This window comes from Pseudomonas sp. SLFW (assembly GCF_009905615.1).
In the GTDB taxonomy this organism is placed as follows: domain Bacteria; phylum Pseudomonadota; class Gammaproteobacteria; order Pseudomonadales; family Pseudomonadaceae; genus Aquipseudomonas; species Aquipseudomonas bambusae.
This window is the reverse complement of sequence record NZ_JAAAKW010000007.1, coordinates 275168-291914: the sequence shown is the minus strand read 5'-3', so window position 1 is coordinate 291914 and position 16747 is coordinate 275168. Positions and strand designations below refer to the sequence as shown.

The 16747-nt window shown below is 61.4% G+C and carries 18 protein-coding genes; 2 read left to right on the top strand and 16 right to left on the bottom strand.

Annotation, left to right across the window (positions count from 1 at the left end; genetic code table 11):
- Positions 1–36: 36 nt before the first annotated feature.
- Positions 37–1101 carry a uroporphyrinogen decarboxylase gene (gene hemE, locus GVN17_RS15385; RefSeq protein WP_166596122.1) on the top strand — a complete coding sequence of 355 codons (1065 nt, stop codon included), beginning with the start codon at positions 37–39 and terminating at the stop codon, positions 1099–1101.
- Between the two features lie 57 nt (positions 1102–1158).
- On the opposite strand, the gene GVN17_RS15380 is transcribed toward hemE, so the two are convergent.
- The 3 genes from GVN17_RS15380 to GVN17_RS15370 form a co-directional block, all read right to left on the bottom strand.
- Entirely contained in the window at positions 1159–1458 is a 300-nt protein-coding gene (locus GVN17_RS15380) for a HigA family addiction module antitoxin (RefSeq protein WP_166596121.1), read from the bottom strand.
- Between the two features lie 14 nt (positions 1459–1472).
- Positions 1473–1751: a type II toxin-antitoxin system RelE/ParE family toxin gene (locus GVN17_RS15375; protein ID WP_166596120.1), complete on the bottom strand. Its 279-nt coding sequence runs from the start codon at positions 1749–1751 to the stop codon at positions 1473–1475.
- 101 nt (positions 1752–1852) lie between these two features.
- The gene (locus tag GVN17_RS15370; RefSeq protein ID WP_371928552.1) at positions 1853–3118 is read right to left on the bottom strand and encodes an MFS transporter; all 1266 of its coding nucleotides are present in this window, start codon (positions 3116–3118) and stop codon (positions 1853–1855) included.
- Positions 3119–3233: 115 nt separating this feature from the next.
- On the opposite strand from GVN17_RS15370, the gene GVN17_RS15365 reads away from it, so the two are divergent.
- On the top strand, positions 3234–4124 hold the full coding sequence (locus GVN17_RS15365) for a LysR family transcriptional regulator (protein ID WP_166596118.1): 891 nt from the start codon (positions 3234–3236) through the stop codon (positions 4122–4124).
- Between the two features lie 171 nt (positions 4125–4295).
- Here GVN17_RS15365 and GVN17_RS15360 read toward each other — a convergent pair whose 3' ends face one another.
- From GVN17_RS15360 to GVN17_RS15300, 13 genes are read right to left on the bottom strand one after another with little or no spacing between them, the layout of a single operon-like run.
- Positions 4296–4742: an excinuclease gene (locus tag GVN17_RS15360; RefSeq protein ID WP_166596117.1), complete on the bottom strand. Its 447-nt coding sequence runs from the start codon at positions 4740–4742 to the stop codon at positions 4296–4298.
- Between the two features lie 34 nt (positions 4743–4776).
- Positions 4777–6003: a beta-ketoacyl-ACP synthase gene (locus tag GVN17_RS15355; protein ID WP_166596116.1), complete on the bottom strand. Its 1227-nt coding sequence runs from the start codon at positions 6001–6003 to the stop codon at positions 4777–4779.
- Positions 6003–6731, bottom strand: coding sequence for a 3-oxoacyl-ACP reductase FabG (gene fabG / locus GVN17_RS15350; protein WP_166596115.1), 729 nt, complete (start codon positions 6729–6731; stop codon positions 6003–6005). Before fabG ends, GVN17_RS15355 begins: the two co-directional genes overlap by 1 nt.
- Positions 6724–7137 (bottom strand): hotdog family protein, encoded by a 414-nt coding sequence (locus GVN17_RS15345; RefSeq protein ID WP_166596148.1) that lies wholly within the window; start codon positions 7135–7137, stop codon positions 6724–6726. The genes fabG and GVN17_RS15345 overlap by 8 nt, the downstream gene beginning before the upstream one ends.
- A 56-nt stretch (positions 7138–7193) precedes the next feature.
- The gene (locus GVN17_RS15340; protein ID WP_166596114.1) at positions 7194–8390 is read right to left on the bottom strand and encodes a beta-ketoacyl-[acyl-carrier-protein] synthase family protein; all 1197 of its coding nucleotides are present in this window, start codon (positions 8388–8390) and stop codon (positions 7194–7196) included.
- The gene (locus GVN17_RS15335) at positions 8387–8875 is read right to left on the bottom strand and encodes a hypothetical protein (RefSeq protein WP_166596113.1); all 489 of its coding nucleotides are present in this window, start codon (positions 8873–8875) and stop codon (positions 8387–8389) included. The genes GVN17_RS15340 and GVN17_RS15335 overlap by 4 nt, the downstream gene beginning before the upstream one ends.
- Positions 8872–9618 carry a class I SAM-dependent methyltransferase gene (locus GVN17_RS15330; RefSeq protein ID WP_166596112.1) on the bottom strand — a complete coding sequence of 249 codons (747 nt, stop codon included), beginning with the start codon at positions 9616–9618 and terminating at the stop codon, positions 8872–8874. The genes GVN17_RS15335 and GVN17_RS15330 overlap by 4 nt, the downstream gene beginning before the upstream one ends.
- The gene (locus GVN17_RS15325; protein WP_166596111.1) at positions 9615–10862 is read right to left on the bottom strand and encodes a tryptophan 7-halogenase; all 1248 of its coding nucleotides are present in this window, start codon (positions 10860–10862) and stop codon (positions 9615–9617) included. Before GVN17_RS15325 ends, GVN17_RS15330 begins: the two co-directional genes overlap by 4 nt.
- Positions 10849–13230, bottom strand: coding sequence for an MMPL family transporter (locus GVN17_RS15320; protein ID WP_256665234.1), 2382 nt, complete (start codon positions 13228–13230; stop codon positions 10849–10851). Before GVN17_RS15320 ends, GVN17_RS15325 begins: the two co-directional genes overlap by 14 nt.
- A complete protein-coding gene (locus GVN17_RS15315) occupies positions 13220–13840 on the bottom strand; it encodes an outer membrane lipoprotein carrier protein LolA (RefSeq protein WP_256665233.1) in 621 nt (206 codons plus the stop codon). Before GVN17_RS15315 ends, GVN17_RS15320 begins: the two co-directional genes overlap by 11 nt.
- A 59-nt stretch (positions 13841–13899) precedes the next feature.
- The gene (locus GVN17_RS15310; RefSeq protein WP_166596109.1) at positions 13900–14328 is read right to left on the bottom strand and encodes a thioesterase family protein; all 429 of its coding nucleotides are present in this window, start codon (positions 14326–14328) and stop codon (positions 13900–13902) included.
- Entirely contained in the window at positions 14321–15865 is a 1545-nt protein-coding gene (gene hutH / locus GVN17_RS15305) for a histidine ammonia-lyase (RefSeq protein WP_166596108.1), read from the bottom strand. Before hutH ends, GVN17_RS15310 begins: the two co-directional genes overlap by 8 nt.
- Positions 15846–16733 carry a glycosyl transferase gene (locus tag GVN17_RS15300; protein WP_166596147.1) on the bottom strand — a complete coding sequence of 296 codons (888 nt, stop codon included), beginning with the start codon at positions 16731–16733 and terminating at the stop codon, positions 15846–15848. Before GVN17_RS15300 ends, hutH begins: the two co-directional genes overlap by 20 nt.
- Positions 16734–16747: the final 14 nt, after the last annotated feature.

The following is a 16747-nucleotide window of genomic DNA, read 5'->3' as shown; positions in this document are numbered from 1 at the left end:
TGAGAAAATGCCCGCACTTTTTTCCCGGATCCTGCCATGACTGCCCTGAAGAACGACCGTTTCCTTCGCGCCCTGCTCAAGCAACCCGTTGACGTCACGCCGGTATGGATGATGCGTCAGGCCGGTCGCTACCTCCCGGAATACCGCGCCAGTCGTGCCAAGGCCGGGGATTTCATGAGCCTGTGCATGAACCCGGCGTTTGCTTGCGAAGTCACCTTGCAACCGCTTGAGCGTTACCCGCTGGATGCCGCCATCCTGTTCTCTGACATCCTCACCGTCCCCGACGCCATGGGCCTTGGCCTGTACTTCGAGACCGGCGAAGGCCCGCGTTTCAAGAAAACCGTCAGCACCCTGGCCGACATCGAAGCGCTGCCGATCCCGGACGCGCAGAAGGACTTGGGCTACGTCATGGACGCAGTCAGCACCATCCGCCGCGAGCTGAATGGCCGCGTGCCGCTGATCGGCTTCTCCGGCAGCCCGTGGACCCTCGCGACTTATATGGTCGAAGGCGGCTCGTCCAAGGACTTCCGCAAATCCAAGGCGATGCTCTACGACAACCCGCAAGCCATGCACCTCTTATTGGATAAGCTAGCGCAGTCGGTTACGGCTTATCTGAATGGTCAGATTCTGGCGGGCGCTCAGGCCGTGCAGATCTTCGACAGTTGGGGCGGCAGCCTCTCGGCGGCGGCGTACCAGGAATTCTCCCTGGCCTACATGCGCAAGATCGTCAGCGGCCTGATCCGCGAACACGACGGTCGCAAAGTCCCGGTCATCCTCTTCACCAAAGGCGGCGGTCTGTGGCTGGAAAGTATCGCTGACGCCGGGGCTGACGCGCTGGGCCTGGACTGGACCTGCGACATCGGCGAAGCCCGCCGTCGCGTCGGTAGCAAAGTCGCCCTGCAAGGCAACATGGACCCCACCGTCCTCTACGCCAACCCCCAGGCCATTCGCCAGGAAGTCGCCAACATCCTCAAAAGCTACGGCAGCGGCACCGGCCACGTCTTCAACCTCGGCCACGGCATCACCCCTGAGGTCGACCCGGCCAATGCAGGCGCGTTCATCAACGCAGTGCATGAGTTGTCGGCGCAGTATCACCAGTAAGCGCTGAGCGTCAGGCACAAGAACGCCCGGATTTACCGGGCGTTTTTGTGTGGGGTGTCATACCGCAGTAAATGTCGGGCGGGTATACATCGGGGTGATGGATGGCTGCTCACGGTGTTCCGCCTGCCATAGGTCATGGCTCATCTGCGCGGCAAGCCAAAAGCGTGCAGTACTCAACCCTGCTCGCTCCAGTCGGACCGCAAGATCCGGACTTATAGGGGCGCGGCCGTTGATGACGCGAGACAACATTTCTCGGGAGAAGTGAAGCCGACGTGCCATTTCGGCAATCTTGATATTCAACTCCGGCAGCATTTCCTGAATCACTTCGCCGGGGTGTGGAGGGTTATGCATTCTCATGCAAATGACTCCTGTCAGTGGTAATCGAGATAATCGACCAGCTCGACATCGTTCTCGATAAATCTAAAAATAATTCGCCAGTTCCCGCTCACCCAGACTGACCAGTACTGATCCAGATCGCCTTTCAGCGGATGCAACTTCAGGCCTGCCAAGCTCAATTCATCAGGGCACATGGCTATATCCAAAGCCAGCAAGATGGATCGAAGGCGCTTTGCAGGGTCTGCGCGAATCCCTTTGGTTGTTCCCGTGTAGAAAAAGGCCCTGAGACCTTTGTGTTGGAATGTTCTGATCATAGCAGTAAAGCGTGAACTAATTGTTCACGCTTTACTGTCAGGCGATGTGGATACGAGAGATGTGAAACGAAGCCAAGTTTTGTATGAAAACGCCCGGACCATCAAACCTGCACGTTCACCGGCAGTGGCTTCACCTTCGCCAGCTTGAGCGCCGCACCTAACGCGGCGGCGAGCAGCAGCGCGATAAATACGCCGATCCCGTTCCACCCCGCGTAATGCCAGAAGAACCCGCCGCCGGTGCCCGCCACGCTGGAACCAACGTAGTAGCTGAACAGGTATAGCGACGAGGCCTGGCCCTTGGCTTTTATAGCGCGGCGGCCGATCCAGCTGCTGGCCACCGAGTGGGCGCCGAAGAAGCCGAATGTGAACATGACGACGCCAATGACCACGATGGCCAACGGGGTGAACATGGTCAGGGCAAGACCGGCGATCATCAGGACGATCACGGCCCAGAGCACGTTGCGACGCCCCAGTTTGTCGGCCAGAGCGCCGACTTTCGCCGAGCTGTAGATCCCGGACAGGTAGACCACCGAGAACAGGCCGACCACTGCTTGGCTGAGATTGTAGGGATCGGCCAACAGGCGATAACCGATGTAGTTGAACAGCGTGACGAAGGCGCCCATCAGCAGGAAGCCTTCCAGGAACAGCCACGGCAGACCGGCATCACGGAACTGCAACACGAAGCCGTCCAGCAGGCTGCGAGCGTTGAGCGGGCGAGGACGGAAGTTGCGCGAGGGGGGCAGGATCTTCCAGAACACGCAGGCGCCTGCCAGTGCGATGAGACCCATGATCGACAGCGCGATGTGCCAGCTCACGTAATCGCTGAGGACGCCGGTGATCAGCCGCCCGCTCATCCCGCCAATCGCGTTGCCGCCGATGTACAAGCCCATGGCCAGGCCGATGTGTTGCGGGTGGATCTCTTCGCTGAGGTACGTCATCGCTACCGCCGCTAACCCGCTCAACGAAAGCCCGACAAAGGCCCGTGTCACCAACACGCCCTCCCAACTGGGCATGAACGCGCTGGCAATGGTGAACAAAGCGGCGGAGAACAAAGAAAAAACCATCACCGATTTGCGTCCCATACGGTCGGAAATCGGGCCGGTGATCAACAGGCCGATGGCGAGCATCGCCGTGGCCACCGAGAGGATCAGGCTGCTCTCTGCAGCGTTGATGGAGAACTCGCGGGACAGCACGGGCATCATCGGCTGAACGCAATAGAGCAGGGAGAAGGTGGCGAAGCCGCCGGAAAACAGCGCGAGAACGGTGCGGATGAAGGCCGGGGTGTCTTTCTCGATGTAGGTATCACCCAGCGGGATTACGACATTGATCTCGGGCGCAGACGTCGCGGGGGATGCAGCAGTATTCACGGGTAACCTCAAACGATGTGAAGCAGCGATGGGGAAAAGCATATAGCCAGCTAACGTTTTCCTCCAATATATTGTTCGACCTGTTTGATAGCTTTAACGACTCAATGGTGAGGCCATGGAATTACGTCATCTTCGCTACTTTATTGCGGTGGCTGAAGAGCTGCATTTTGGCAGGGCTGCGGAGTCACTCGGCATCTCTCAGCCTCCGTTGAGCCAGCAAATTCAGGCGCTGGAACATGAATTGGGTGCCCGACTGTTCGAGCGGACCAACCGACGAGTGGCATTGAGCGAGGCAGGGCGACTGTTCCTCGACGAAGCGCGGCTGGTGCTGGCGCAGGTCGAGAAAGCCTCTGATGTGGCGCGCCGCGCGCAGTTGGGTGAGCTGGGGGAGTTGAAGATTGGCTTCACCGCGTCGGCACCGTTCACGTCCAGCATTCCTCAGGCGATCTTTGCCTTTCGTCAACGCCATCCCGCCGTGCACTTGGCATTGCAGGAAATGAGCAGCAAGGAAGTCGCCGAAAGGCTGGTGGAGGAGTCGATGCAGGTGGGCATCATGCGCCCGCTGCCGTTGCCGGATTCTTTGGTGGCGGTCGAGCTGTTACGTGAGCCGCTGGTGGCCGTTTTCCGCTCCGACCACCCGATGGCTCAGGGCAGCGAACAGGGGATTTACCTCAAAGAGCTGGCGACCGAGCCGTTTGTGTTCTTTCCACGAAGCTATGGCAGTGGCCTGTACGCGCAGCTGCTGAGCCTGGCGCGTGATGCGGGGTTCACGCCGTTGTTCGCCCAGGAAGCCGCCGAGGCTATGACGATCATCGGGCTGGTCGCGGCGGGGCTGGGCGTGACGGTGCTGCCTGCGTCGTACCAACGCATGCGGATCGATGGCGTGGTCTATCGCACCCTCTTGGACGAGGCCGCAACGTCGGCGGTGTGGCTGGTGCAGCGCAAGGACCAGAAGTCGCCCATGGCCAAGGCGTTCGTTGAGTTGGTGACGCGCAAGGCGGGCTAGTAAGGACGCACGAGATGCGCAATTCGAACTGTGGGAGCGAATTCATTCGCGAAAGATGCAACAGGCGATGCACCTCTATCGGCTGAAGTTTGTTCGCGAATGAATTCGCTCCCACAGGTGAACCGTTCGTGCCATCGGGCGCCGCAGAAAGCCTCGCCCCATTAGAAAGCTTTACTGCACCTTCGCCAGGTCACCTTTCAACGCAACGCCTGCCATGACGGCCCCGGCGTGGCATTCGTAGGTTGCAGGGTCTTTGCGTTCGATCTTCTTGTAGTAACTGGCGATGTTAACCACGGCATTTGCCCCTGCGCCTTTCGCCGCTTCGTTCAATTGCAGGATGGCTGATTGCAGCGCCCATTCGCAGGCGTCGTTGTCGCTTTTGTTGAAGGCGTTGGTTTTCTTGTTGGTCACAGCGTTCGGCGATAGCACCGACACTTTCCCTTTTGGCGTGACACCCGCCAGGTAGAACTTCACGCTGCCGTCCAGTTTCTTCTCTTGAAGCATTTGTGCAACGACCTTGTCGAACGGCAGATACAGCGCGGTATCCCGTGCCTGACTGATACCGGGCAGCGCGCCCAGAACGATTGCAGCGGTGGCCGCCCAGACTTTCAGTTTCATGCTTTCACTCCTTGAGGGATCAACTAAAAAACGCTCACGGCCAGCGACGGAAAATCAACGACGTGTTGACCCCGCCGAAGGCAAAATTGTTGTTCATCACGTACTCGTGGCTCATGGCGCGGGGCTCGCCGCGCAGGTAATCCAGCGCCCCGCAACGGGCATCGATGTCGTCCAGATTGAGGGTATGGATGTAGCGGTCGTGCTTCATCATTTCGATGGTGAACCACGACTCCAGCGCACCGCACGCACCCAGCGTGTGGCCGAGGAAACTCTTCTGCGAGCTGATCGGCATGCGCGCACCGAACAGGCTGTGGGTGGCCAAGGTTTCAGCGATGTCCCCTTGCTCGGTTGCGGTGCCGTGGCCATTGACGTAACCGATGGCATCCGGAGAAAGGCCCGCGTCTTCCAGCGCCAGCTCCATCGCCCGGCGCATCGTGCTTTGCTCAGGGCGGGTGGTGTGTACGCCGTCTGCGTTGCTGCCGAAACCGACGATTTCGGCGTGGATGCGCGCGCCACGGGCCAGTGCATGTTCCAGCTCTTCAAGGACCAGCATGCCGCCGCCTTCACCAATCACCAGCCCGTCACGGCCACTGTCATAGGGACGCGGACTGGTGTGGGGCGCATCGTTTTTCAGGCTGGTCGCATACAGCGCGTCGAACACCATGGCTTCCGTTGGGCACAGCTCTTCTGCACCGCCCGCAAGCATCAACGGCAGGCGCCCGAACTTGATCGCTTCATAGGCGTAGCCCACGCCCTGACTGCCGCTGGTGCACGCGCTGGAGGTCGGAATGAGACGGCCCGTGAGGTTGAAGAAGATGCTGATATTCGCTGCCGTGGTGTGGGGCATCATCCGCACGTACGAATTAGCGTTCAGCCCTTCGGCCACCGAATTGAGCAGCATGTTGCCGAACGCCTTGATCTCGTCGGTACTGCCGGTGGAAGACCCGCACGCCACCCCCATGCGGCCATCACGGATGACCGGATCGCCCAGCAAACCAGCGTCGCGCAACGCCTCTTCCGAGGCGCCGACCGCCAGCCGTGACACGCGGCCCATGCTGCGCAGTTGTTTGCGCGTCCAGTGCGTGGGCACCGCGAAATCGTCGATGGGGCCGGCCAGACGAGTGTTCAATTCGCTGAAACGATCCCACTCATCCATGCGCCGGATGCCGCTGCGATTGGCGCTGAAATTGGCCTCAATGCTGGCCCAGTCGCTGCCCAGCGAGGTGATGCCGGCCATGCCGGTGACGACAACGCGCTTCATCAGCACAAGCCTCCGTTCACGGCCAGCACCTGTCGGGTGATGTACGACGCTTCCGCCGACATCAGGAAATTCACGGCACCGGCGACTTCTTCCGGGGTGCCCATGCGCTGCGCAGGAATCATTTTCAGCAACTCTTCCACCGGCACGTTTTCATCCAGCATCGCGGTGTCGATCAGGCCCGGCGCGACACAGTTGACCGTGATCTTGCGCTTGCCCAACTCAATGGCCAGCGCCTTGGCGGCCCCGATCACGCCCGCTTTCGAGGCGCTGTAATTGACCTGTCCGCGATTCCCGATCAGTCCGGAAACCGAGGTGATGCAGACAATCCGACCCGCCGCGCGGCGGCGGATCATCGGCATCATCACCGGGTGCAGCACGTTGTAGAAACCGTCCAGGTTGGTGCGCATGACCACGTCCCAATCCTCGTCGGTCAACGCCGGAAAGGCGCCATCGCGGGTCAGGCCCGCGTTGCAGACCACGCCGTAATAAGCCCCATGGGTTTCGACGTCCTCTTCAAGCACGGCTTTGCAGGCGGCGCGATCCGCCACGTCGAATTGCAGCACCCGTGCATCCCGGCCCAATGCACGAATCTCAGCCTGCACGGCCTCGGCTTCAGTGCGGCCGCTGCGGCAGTGCAACACGATGTCATAGTCGGACCGTGCGAGGCGCAGCGCGATGGCGCGACCAATGCCACGGCTGGAACCGGTGACCAGGATTGAATCAGTCATTCACGGCTCCTTCGGCCAGATAGCCCGCCGATTGGGGCGGACGGTAAACGTTCAGACGTGCGCTGGCGTGAATGCCGGGCCCGTTCAGGTGGCATTCGAAGACGCCCATGCCGTTGTCATCCTCTAACGATCGGAGGGCATGAATGATCAATTCGCTGCCCATTGGAAACCCTTCGACATTGCATTCGAATTTCCGGGTGCCCAACAAGAATCCCAGTTCGACAGGTTCACGCTTCACTCGGGCCTGACACCCCGCATAAGCGGCGACACTTTGAGCCATCAGCTCAATGCCAACCCAGGCGGGCAAGCTGCCATCGGCGCGATTGAACAGTCCGCCAGCGCGTACGTTCAGGCGGGTTCGGATCTGCTCTTCGTCGAATTCGATCACCTCGTCGATGAGGATCATGTCGCCCGCATGGGGTACCAGTTCGGCGACGGGCCACTGGCAGGAAATCAGGGCGGTCACGGGGCGTCTCCGATGATCAGGCTGACGTTGTTGCCACCGAAGGCAAACGAATTGCTCATCAATCGGCGCGGTGCGCGAGATGGCCATTCATCACCTGTCTTCACCCAGGCCAGTGCGGACAGATTTGTATCGGCCTGCTCGTCCCACACATGAGGCGGCAGCCGATGCCCGTCGTTTTCGGAAGAGAGCGTCAGCCAGCAAAACGCCGCTTCCAGCGCGCCCGCTGCGCCGAGGGTATGGCCGCTCATGGGCTTGGTCGATGAACAGGGCACGCCGCCGGGAAAGAGCGCGTCCACGGCGAGGCACTCCATTGAATCGTTGTGTTGGGTCGCCGTGCCATGCAGGTTCAGATAGCCGATGTCGGCGGCGTCCAGGTGCGCATTATTCAGCGCTTTTTGCATCGCAGCCATGGCGCCGCGCCCTGTGGGTTCCGGGGCGGAGATGTGATGCGCGTCCGAGCTGGCCCCCGCGCCGAGCAGGGCAATCCGATGGTCCGCGCTTGCTTCGCGGGTCATCAGAAACAGCACCGCTGCTTCGCCAATATTGATGCCGTTGCGATTGACGGAAAACGGATTGCAACGCTCGCTGGACACGGCTTCGAGGGATGAAAAGCCGTTGAGTGTCAGCTTGCACAGGCTGTCGACGCCGCCGCACAACACGGCGTCGCACAAGCCCATGTCCAGCAGGCGACGGGCGCTGAGCAACGCGCGGGCGCTGGACGTGCACGCCGTGGAAATCACGTAGGCCGGGCCGCCTACGTCCAGCCAGGTCGCCAGAAAATCCGCAGGCGCGCCGAGCTCTTGCTGACGATAGTCGTAATCGCCGGGAAACGCGTCGTCACGAAGATAGCTGGCAATGCCCCGGCTGGCTTCATCGATCCCTGATGTGCTGGTGCCAAGAATCACGCCGACCCGCGCAGCGCCGTAATGCCCGATGGCTTCACGGATTTCGGGTTCGATCTGCAACGCCGCCGCCAGTAGCAATTGGTTGTTACGGCTCGACTGCCCGCGCAGCGCATCAGGAATCTCGGGAAGCAGGGCCTTCACGGACGCGACGGGCAGTGATCGTTCAGGCACCCAGCCGCTTTCAGTCCGCATGCCTGAGGTATCGCCCGCGAACAACGTCCGTGCCACGCTTGCGCGGTCATCGCCCAGCGAGCAGATAAGACCCAGTGCATTGAGGTAAGCGGTCATTTCGAGGCCTTGCCTTCGAGCGGGCTGACGACGTATTTCAACTCGCCGCTTTCCAGGGTGAGGCGGAAAACCCCTTCCGAGGCATAATCGACCCGCCAGCGCTCTTCGAGGGTGCGGCCGTGAGGCAATAACACGACGCCGGGATAGTCGAAGCGCGCCTCTTCATTGGAGGTCAGCGCGAACAACACGGCTGCAAACAGCTCCCGGGCTTCGCGATTGGGTGGCAGCAGCCCATCGGCTTTCCAGGTTTCCTCCTCCAGTTGCTGACGGGCGACGGGGATGCCCAGCGGGTCCATCAACGAGAAACGCAGACCGTGGCGTTCCTTCTGGATCACCAGCAGCCAATCCTGTCGCTGGCCAGCCTGTTCACGCAGGACGTGCAACTGCTTGGGAAATTTGATGTGCGGAATTTGCGCGGGCAGTGGCGCGTGGCTGGTGCAAGCACTCAGCAGCACGACGCAAAACAGCAAAAGTGCGCGGATCATGGTGTCTCACCTTCGAATGGTGCCTGTAGTGGTTTACGTGCGACGGCATTCACCAGCGTCTCTTCACGTTCGCCAAAGGGCTTGGGTTTAACCAGCTTGAAACGCTCCAGCAGGCCGAAATCCCTGGCGCGGCTCCACCACAGGTAGGGGTAGGAGACGTTCTTCGCGGTAAATTGAAAACCTTGTCCGTGCAGCATGTCCAGATAATGCGCAGCGCTCTTCTGTACGTGCATCGGATGGCGGAAGAACCAGCGAATCACCCACGTGTCGATGTAGGCCTCGGTGGATTCCGCGAACAGCAAATAACCACCTGGCTTGAGCACGCGGTAGAACTCGGACAGCGCCTGTTCCTGCTCGACCAGATGATGGAAGGTTTGGTGGCAGAACACCATGTCAACGCTGGCGTCGGGCAGTTTAAGCGATGCGCAGTCGCTGCCGATCAATTCGACGTTCAAGCGTCGCCGCTCCGCTTCCTCAGCACTGAGCCTGAGGCTGAGCGGATCGGCATCCACCCCCAGAATTTTCACCGGGTTGAACACGCTGTGCAGGTACTGGAAGGATTTTCCCTGACCGCAACCCGCGTCGAGAATCACCGGATTTTCGGGTGGGTGTTCGCTGAACAGGCCGCGCAGGTCGTTGATTGCTACCCGAAGGACGTGATGCTGCCAGGTGTGGCTGCGCAGGAACAGAAAACCCAGGCGAGTCTCTTCGACGTAGCTGGGAGAGAAAAACGGCTCGCTCATCGGCTGGCACCCCCGCAGATTTCCGCGAGCATGCGCAGGCGGCGGGAGGGTTCGGCCACGAAGGGGTTGCGTTCGTCCCACGCGTAACCGGCGAGGATCGAACAGATCATGCGGCGAATGTCATCGCTGCTGCCGGGGTAAAAAATGACGTCCTGAAAGCTGCCGTCGTACCAGCCTTCGACATAGGCCCGGAAGGTATCGACGCCTTTCTTGAGCGGGACGGCGAATTCGTTTTCCCAGTCCACGGCTTCCCCCTGCAACTGACGATGCAGTACAGCGGCGGCCATGCTGGCCGAACGCATGGCGATGGTCACCCCGGAGGAGAACACCGGGTCCAGGAATTCCGCCGCGTTCCCCAACAGCGCGAAGCCTTGACCGTGGAGGGTTTTGACGTTGGCCGCGTAGCCGCCGATCGTCCTTGCCGGGGTGTCCCAGACCGCGTTTTGCAGGACGCGCTGAAGGCTGGGCGTTTCATCGATGAAGGCGCGCAGGCAGGCGTCGAGGTCGGTGGGTTTGTCCTTGAAACGTTCGGCAGAAGCCACCACGCCCACCGAGCAGCGCCCATTGCTGAACGGAATCGACCAGAACCACACGTCGCGCATCGTCGGGTGCACGCTGACCAAGATCTTTTCTCGGTCGAAGCCGGGATCGTCGATGCGATCTTCGACGTGGGTGAACACGGCCTGGCGCAGCGGGAAGTTCGAAGGGGCTTCGAGGTCGAGCAAACGAGGCAGGACGCGACCGTAGCCGCTGGCGTCGAGGACGAAGTCGGCTTGCAGGCGGTACTGACTGCCATCCTCGCGCTGCACGTCGAGCACAGGCTGTTCGGCCGTGAAGTCAGCCGCGATGAGGGTTTCCTGAAAGCGAACGTCCACACCCTGACGCACCGCTTCGTCGGCCAGCAGTTGGTCGAAATCGGCTCGCTGAACCTGAAACGTTGTCGGCTTGCCGTTGCTGAACGTCTCGCTGAAATCGAACGCACTGTATTGCTCGCCGCACGCAAACGCCGCGCCGTTCTTCACCTGAAAGCCCGCCGCGTGCACCGCGTCGAGCATGCCCGCTTCTTCGACGAAGTCCAGGCAGTGCGACAACAGGCTTTCGCCGATGGAGAAGCGCGGAAAGGTCTGGCGTTCGATGATCAGCACGTCATGGCCGCGACGTTTGAGGAGCGCAGCGGCAATGGCCCCGGCGGGTCCGGCGCCGATGACGACGATCTGGCGAGATTCCCTATCAGCTATTGGCACAGGATTTCCTTTTCGAGTGTTTGACGGCGTCGGCGTCTTGCCGGGCAGAGGGTTCGGAATGACTGCCCGCCCACGGCGCCAGGATGAAGCTGAAGGCAAGCCCCAGGCTTACCGACAGGCCAAAGTTGCTCACCGCTGGCGTGCTGGAGATGGCCAGCAGCCCGAACGATAACCACGTGGTCGCGGCGGCCAGCAACGTACCCAGCAGGCTGACCGCAGCACCGCCGATCTGCTCACGCATCAGGATCGCGTAATCGACGCTGATAGCCGTCACCAGCAGCAAGCCGAACAGGCTGAACAGCGTCAGCGGTTGGCCGAGCCAGCCCAGACTCGCCAGGCTGCACAGCGCCGCCAGCAACGGCAGGGCGACGACTCGGAGGGCACCGCGCAGGCCGAATGGCAGGATCAGCAGCAGGACGATCAGCACGCACGACAGCAGTTTCAACTCGGCAGCGCTGACCTGCGTGGCGGCGAACACTTTGTTCAAGTCGCCCAAGCGGTCCACCAACTGCACGCCGGGCAAACCCTCGGCCTGGGCTTGCAGCAACACTGCGTTGTTGAGCCCTTGCAGGCTGACGATGCCCGCGACACCCTCGGTATCACGTCCCATCCACAACAGTCGCCAGGGTTCACCGAGCGGGCCGGCCAGCACCTCATCGATGCCCTGATTCGGCAACGCGCGCAGCGTGGCCAGTTCGTTGTTCAACGCTTCAACCGGTACGCCGAGGTCCAGCAAGGGGTGCCACCGGGCATGCAGGACATTGAGCGCCTGACGCGTGGCGTCCTGTTCGGCGGGCGTTGCAACCAACTGGCTCAAGGACAGATAACCTTGCAGCGCCTTCTGATTCACCAACTGATCGAGGCGCTGACTCAGTGCGCTCTGACGCTCCAGCAATTGTTGCTGATCGGCGCCGCGCACCAGAAAGAACTGGCTGGTGGGCTGATAACCCGTAATGCGCGCAACGGTCCGGGCCTCATCGGTGAGACTCGGTGGTGCCGCGATCCATTGGCGAATGTCGTTCTTGGTCGTCAACTGCCACAAACCTGCCGTGCAGAACGCCAGCAGCAGGCCCAGCAAGACGGGTGTGCCGACGCGTCCGATCAGTCGAGCCCGCAGATGGATCAGGCGTTCGGCAATCTTGAGCGGCCACTGCGCGGGGTATAGATCGACACCGTTCAGCAGCGCAGGCAGCAGGCAGACCGCGCACAGATAGGCTCCGATCAAGCCAGCGGCGGAGAACACGGCAATTTGGGTCAGCGCCGGGAAGGGCGTCCAGGCCAAGGCGAGGTAACCGATGCAACTGGTGGCGAGGCTCAGGCTCAACCCCGACAGCGTCAGACGTAACGCTGGCCAACTGCGCCACGGCTTCAGGCTCCAGCCTTTGGAGAGATAGTGCAGCGGATAGTCCACGGCGACACCGATCAGGCTCGACCCCAATACCAGCGTCATCACGTGCATCTTGCCGAACAGCGCGATGCACGCCGTGGCGCCGAAGAGCATGCCGACGACCACCGGCAGGAACGCCAACAACACCCGCCAACGTTTGAACGCCAACAGCAGTAACAACAAAATGCCGAGGGTCGCGCCGCCGCCGACCCAAGTGATTTCCCGTGCAGCTTGCTGCTGGCCATGGGCGGCGTACAGAAGCCCGCTGGCGGCGAGCAATTGCGCGTCGGTCTTGTCGGCTTCAGCGCGGGCGGCGTCGAGCAGAGCCGAGACCTTCAATGGCAGGCTCATATCGAATGCGTCGGCCTGCGTGCGCGCCCGCAACAGTACCCAATGCTTGCCGTCAGCCTCGGCGATGAGGGCGCCGCTGCCTACGTCCAGTTGCACCGCGCCGCGAGTCGGCTGGTTGTTCTGGATACGCGCCGTCAGCCCCAGCCAATCGTCCTGACTGGCTACCAGACTGAAACCGCCAAAGGGGTCGAACAGGTTCTGCACGCGCTTCTGAATAAAGGCGTCCGGCTGGTCGATCAGCTCGGTGCGGTCGCTGTTCGAGAGCATCGACAGGCGGCCTTTCAACAACTGCTCACGCAAGGCCGGGAGATCAGCCTGAAGGTTCCACTGGACCTTCTCGAACAGACCGCTGGCTTGCCATTGCTCGCTGATCCTGCGGGCCAGCGCGATGGCCTGCTCTTGATCGGCGTGTCCCACCAGCACCAGCATTTCGCGATTCAACGGTTCCTGAATCCGCTGCTCGGCGCGCAATTCCAGCGCATCAGGACTGCTGCCGGGCACCAGTTCCATCAGGTTCGCCGACAGTGGCGCACCGCCACGCCATTGCCAGCCTGCCAGCGCGAGAATCGCCAGCAGCAGGATCAGGAACAGGCGGGGCAGCAGGCGCTGCAGTGTCGGGTCAGCGGGCAAAGTCGGCGCGCTCCGAGTCGCTCAGCGGTTGGGCGCTTGTGCTGTCGATCATCTTCAGCAGTGTTCGATCACCTTGAGTTTCCAGCAGCTCGATCTGCTCGACCAATGCACCACCGTCGATGTTGATCTGCGTGAACACCTGTTGAAGCATCAGCGAGCGCGGCACCAGCGTCAGGTGCCACGCTAGGGCATCGCCACTCACCCGCAACTCGAAATCCCGTTCCAGACCGCTGCTGTCGCCTTGCAACACGGCGAGGAACAGCCGGTTTTGTTGGGCGCCTGCGGTTTTGCCGGGGATGACTTGCCAACTGCCGTCGGCGTCACGACGGGCGATACCCGCAGCGCTGATTCGGTAGTCCTGTTTGAGCGGCGTATTCAATAGCCACAGAAGACCGAAATCCTTGGCCAGCACGAAGTTGCCTTTGCTGGTCAGCGGCTGAGGCAATGAACGCAGGTGTTTTTCCTGAATGAAGCTGCCGTGGATCACGCTCGGTTTGGCCAGTTGCTCGCTGAGCTGGTGCAGGTCGAAGGCGTGGGCATTGAAGCTCAACAACATCGCAACTGTAGGAGTGAGCTTGCTCGCGATGGATTGTTTCAGCCGCCTCATCATTGCCTGGCCAGCCCTCATCGCGAGCAAGCTCACTCCTACAGGGGTGTGTGATGTGGCTGTCAACATTGCAAGGCCCTCTCGACCGCTTCGACGAAGACCTTGGGCGAGGCCAATTGCATTTCACGCGTCTCTATCTCGACCGCCACTTGCACCGTGCTGGCGCGGGTCAGTCGTTCGCCAGTGGCTTTGTCGGTGATCAGGTAGTCGATTTTCAGGCGGTTTTCCCATTCCACCAGGCTGGCGCGCACGTTGATCCGCTGACCGAACACCGCGCCGCGCACGTAACGCAGTTGCAGGTCGATCACCGGCCACGCATAGCCCGAGTCGCGCATCTGGGTGTAGTTGTGGTTCAGCTTGTCGAGCAACGCGCAGCGCGCCACTTCCAGGTATTTTACGTAGTGCCCGTGCCAGACGACGTGCATCGTGTCGACGTCGAAAAACGGCACCAGCACTTCGGTGTCTTCATGGATCACGCCTTTGCTACGCATGCAGCCTCCAATGTTGATCGGCGATGCGTTGCAGGCACAGGCGAAGTTCGCCCTCCAGCGCGCGGTCTTCGATGACGGGGGGGAAGTCCTCGCGCAGTTGCTCGTGCATGGCGGCCAGCACCGGCGGCAGCGGGCGGGCCTCGGGATCACGGCTGCGTAGCCATACCCCCTGGTTGGCGGCGATCAGCGTGGCGGCGGCGACCTGCTCGGTCAGCTCGAGCACACGAATCGCATCCCGCGCCGCGATGGTGCCCATGCTCACCTTGTCCTGGTTATGGCATTCGGTGGACCGCGAAAACACGCTGGCGGGCATGGTGTTTTTCAGGGCCTCGGCGGTCCAGGCGCTGGTGCCGATCTGCACGGCCTTGAAGCCGTGATTGATCATCGCGCGGTCTGCTGGCGAGCCAGACAGGTTACTGGGCAGGCCCTGGTTGTAACGTTCGTCCACCAGCAACGCGAGTTGGCGATCCAGCAGGTCGGCAACGTTGGCAACGAGGGTCTTCAGGCTGTCCATGGCGAACGCGATGTGGCCGCCGTAGAAATGCCCGCCGTGCAGCACGCGCTCGGCTTCGGCGTCGATGACCGGATTATCGTTGGCGCTGTTCAGCTCTATTTCGATGAAGCCCCGCAGCCAGTTCAAGCTGTCAGCCAGCACGCCCAACACATGGGGGGCGCAGCGCAGGGAATAGCGATCCTGCAGGCGATGCAGCGGGGCGGTCGGCGCATTGATCGCCAGATCCTCGCGCAGCCACGCCGCGACCTGCATTTGGCCCGGATGAGGCTTGGCAGCGAACAGGCGCTCGTCGAAGTGTTCCGGATTGCCTTGCAGCGCGACAACGTTCAGCGCTGTGATGCGGGTCGCAAGCTTCAACAGGTAATCGGCGCGGGCGAAGGCCAGGCACGCGAGCCCGGTCATGACAGCCGTGCCGTTCATCAGCGCCAGCGCTTCTTTGGGACGCAGCACCAGTGGGTCCCAACCCAGCTCACGATGCACCTCGGCAGACGTGCGACGCTCGCCCTTGAACATCACGTCCCGCTCACCGGACAGGGTCGCTGCGACGTAGGAGAGCGGGGTCAGGTCGCCACTGGCGCCCACCGAACCCTCTTCCGGGATCAGCGGCAGGATGTCGTGTTCAAGAAAAGCTTGCAGGCGTTCCAGCAGTTCGACCCGCACGCCCGAGACGCCGTAGCACAACGAGCGCAAGCGGGCGGCCAGTACCGAGCGCGTCGCCTGTGCGTCGAGCAGTTTCCCGAGGCCGCACCCATGAAAGGTATACAGATGACGAGGCAAGGCTTCGACGTGTTGCAGCGGCACGGCCACCACACAGGAATCGCCATATCCGGTGGTCACGCCGTAGATGACGCCTTCCTTGTCCAGCAGCGAGTCGAGAAACTGCGCGCCTTTGGCAATGCGTTGACGATAGGCGTCATCGTTTTGCAGCGCGGTGGGCCGCTGGCGATTGGACAGGGCAAGGACGTCCTCGATGCTCAGGGGACGTTCGCCGAAGATGATCGGCTCAGGTGCTGGGTTCGTCATCGGATTTCCAGAACGGGTAGAAGTTGAACCACTGTTGCGGTGCTTGCAGGCAGTAGTGCGCCAGGCGATCGGCGTAACGTTGAGTCCACTGTGCGATCACCTGTTGGCGATCACTGCGCCGCCATTCGATGGCGCGGGCGAACGGCTCAAGCACCACGCGATAACCGCCGGGGCCCTTGAGGCAGAAAATCAGGTTGATGGGGCATTTCAGCAGCCCTGCCAGCAGCCACGGGCCTTGAGGAAATGCTGCCGAATGGCCGAGAAAGTTGACCCTGACGTTGCGTCCGCCGTGCAGCGGAACGCGGTCGCCAGCAATCGCCAGCCACTCGCCTTCATCGAGACGCTGGCTGAGTTGCAGCATGATCGCCGGGTCCAGTTCGCTGACCTGAATCAGCCGCAGATTGGTTGCGCCTGCCTCACCCAGGAGACGATTGAAACGCTCGGCGTGTTTAGTGTGCACCAGCACGTTCATCGTGACTTTTTCGCCAAGTTCGGCGAGCGCTCGACAGACTTCAAGATTGCCCAAGTGGGCGCCCACCAGCATCTGCCCGCGCTCGCCGCGCAACTGATCACGCAGATGAGCGTCGTCGACGATTTCAATCTGGTCCAGCCCCAGCTTGCCGTTCCACACGTCGAGCTTGTCGAGCAATGCGTCGGCGAACGCCATGAATTGCCGGAACACGCGCCAGGTTGTAGGGCGCAGTTCGGGGCGCTGGCTCCAGTCTGAAAGCCGGTGCTGGTATTGCCACGCACTGCGCCGTGCGCTGCGGCCAAACAGGAAGAAGTACAACACGATGCCGTGGAGGATCGGACTCAGCACCCGGCGCCCAAGGACCTTTACGCCCCAAGCGGTGAGTTTCATCAGCATGAAACTGCCGCGCT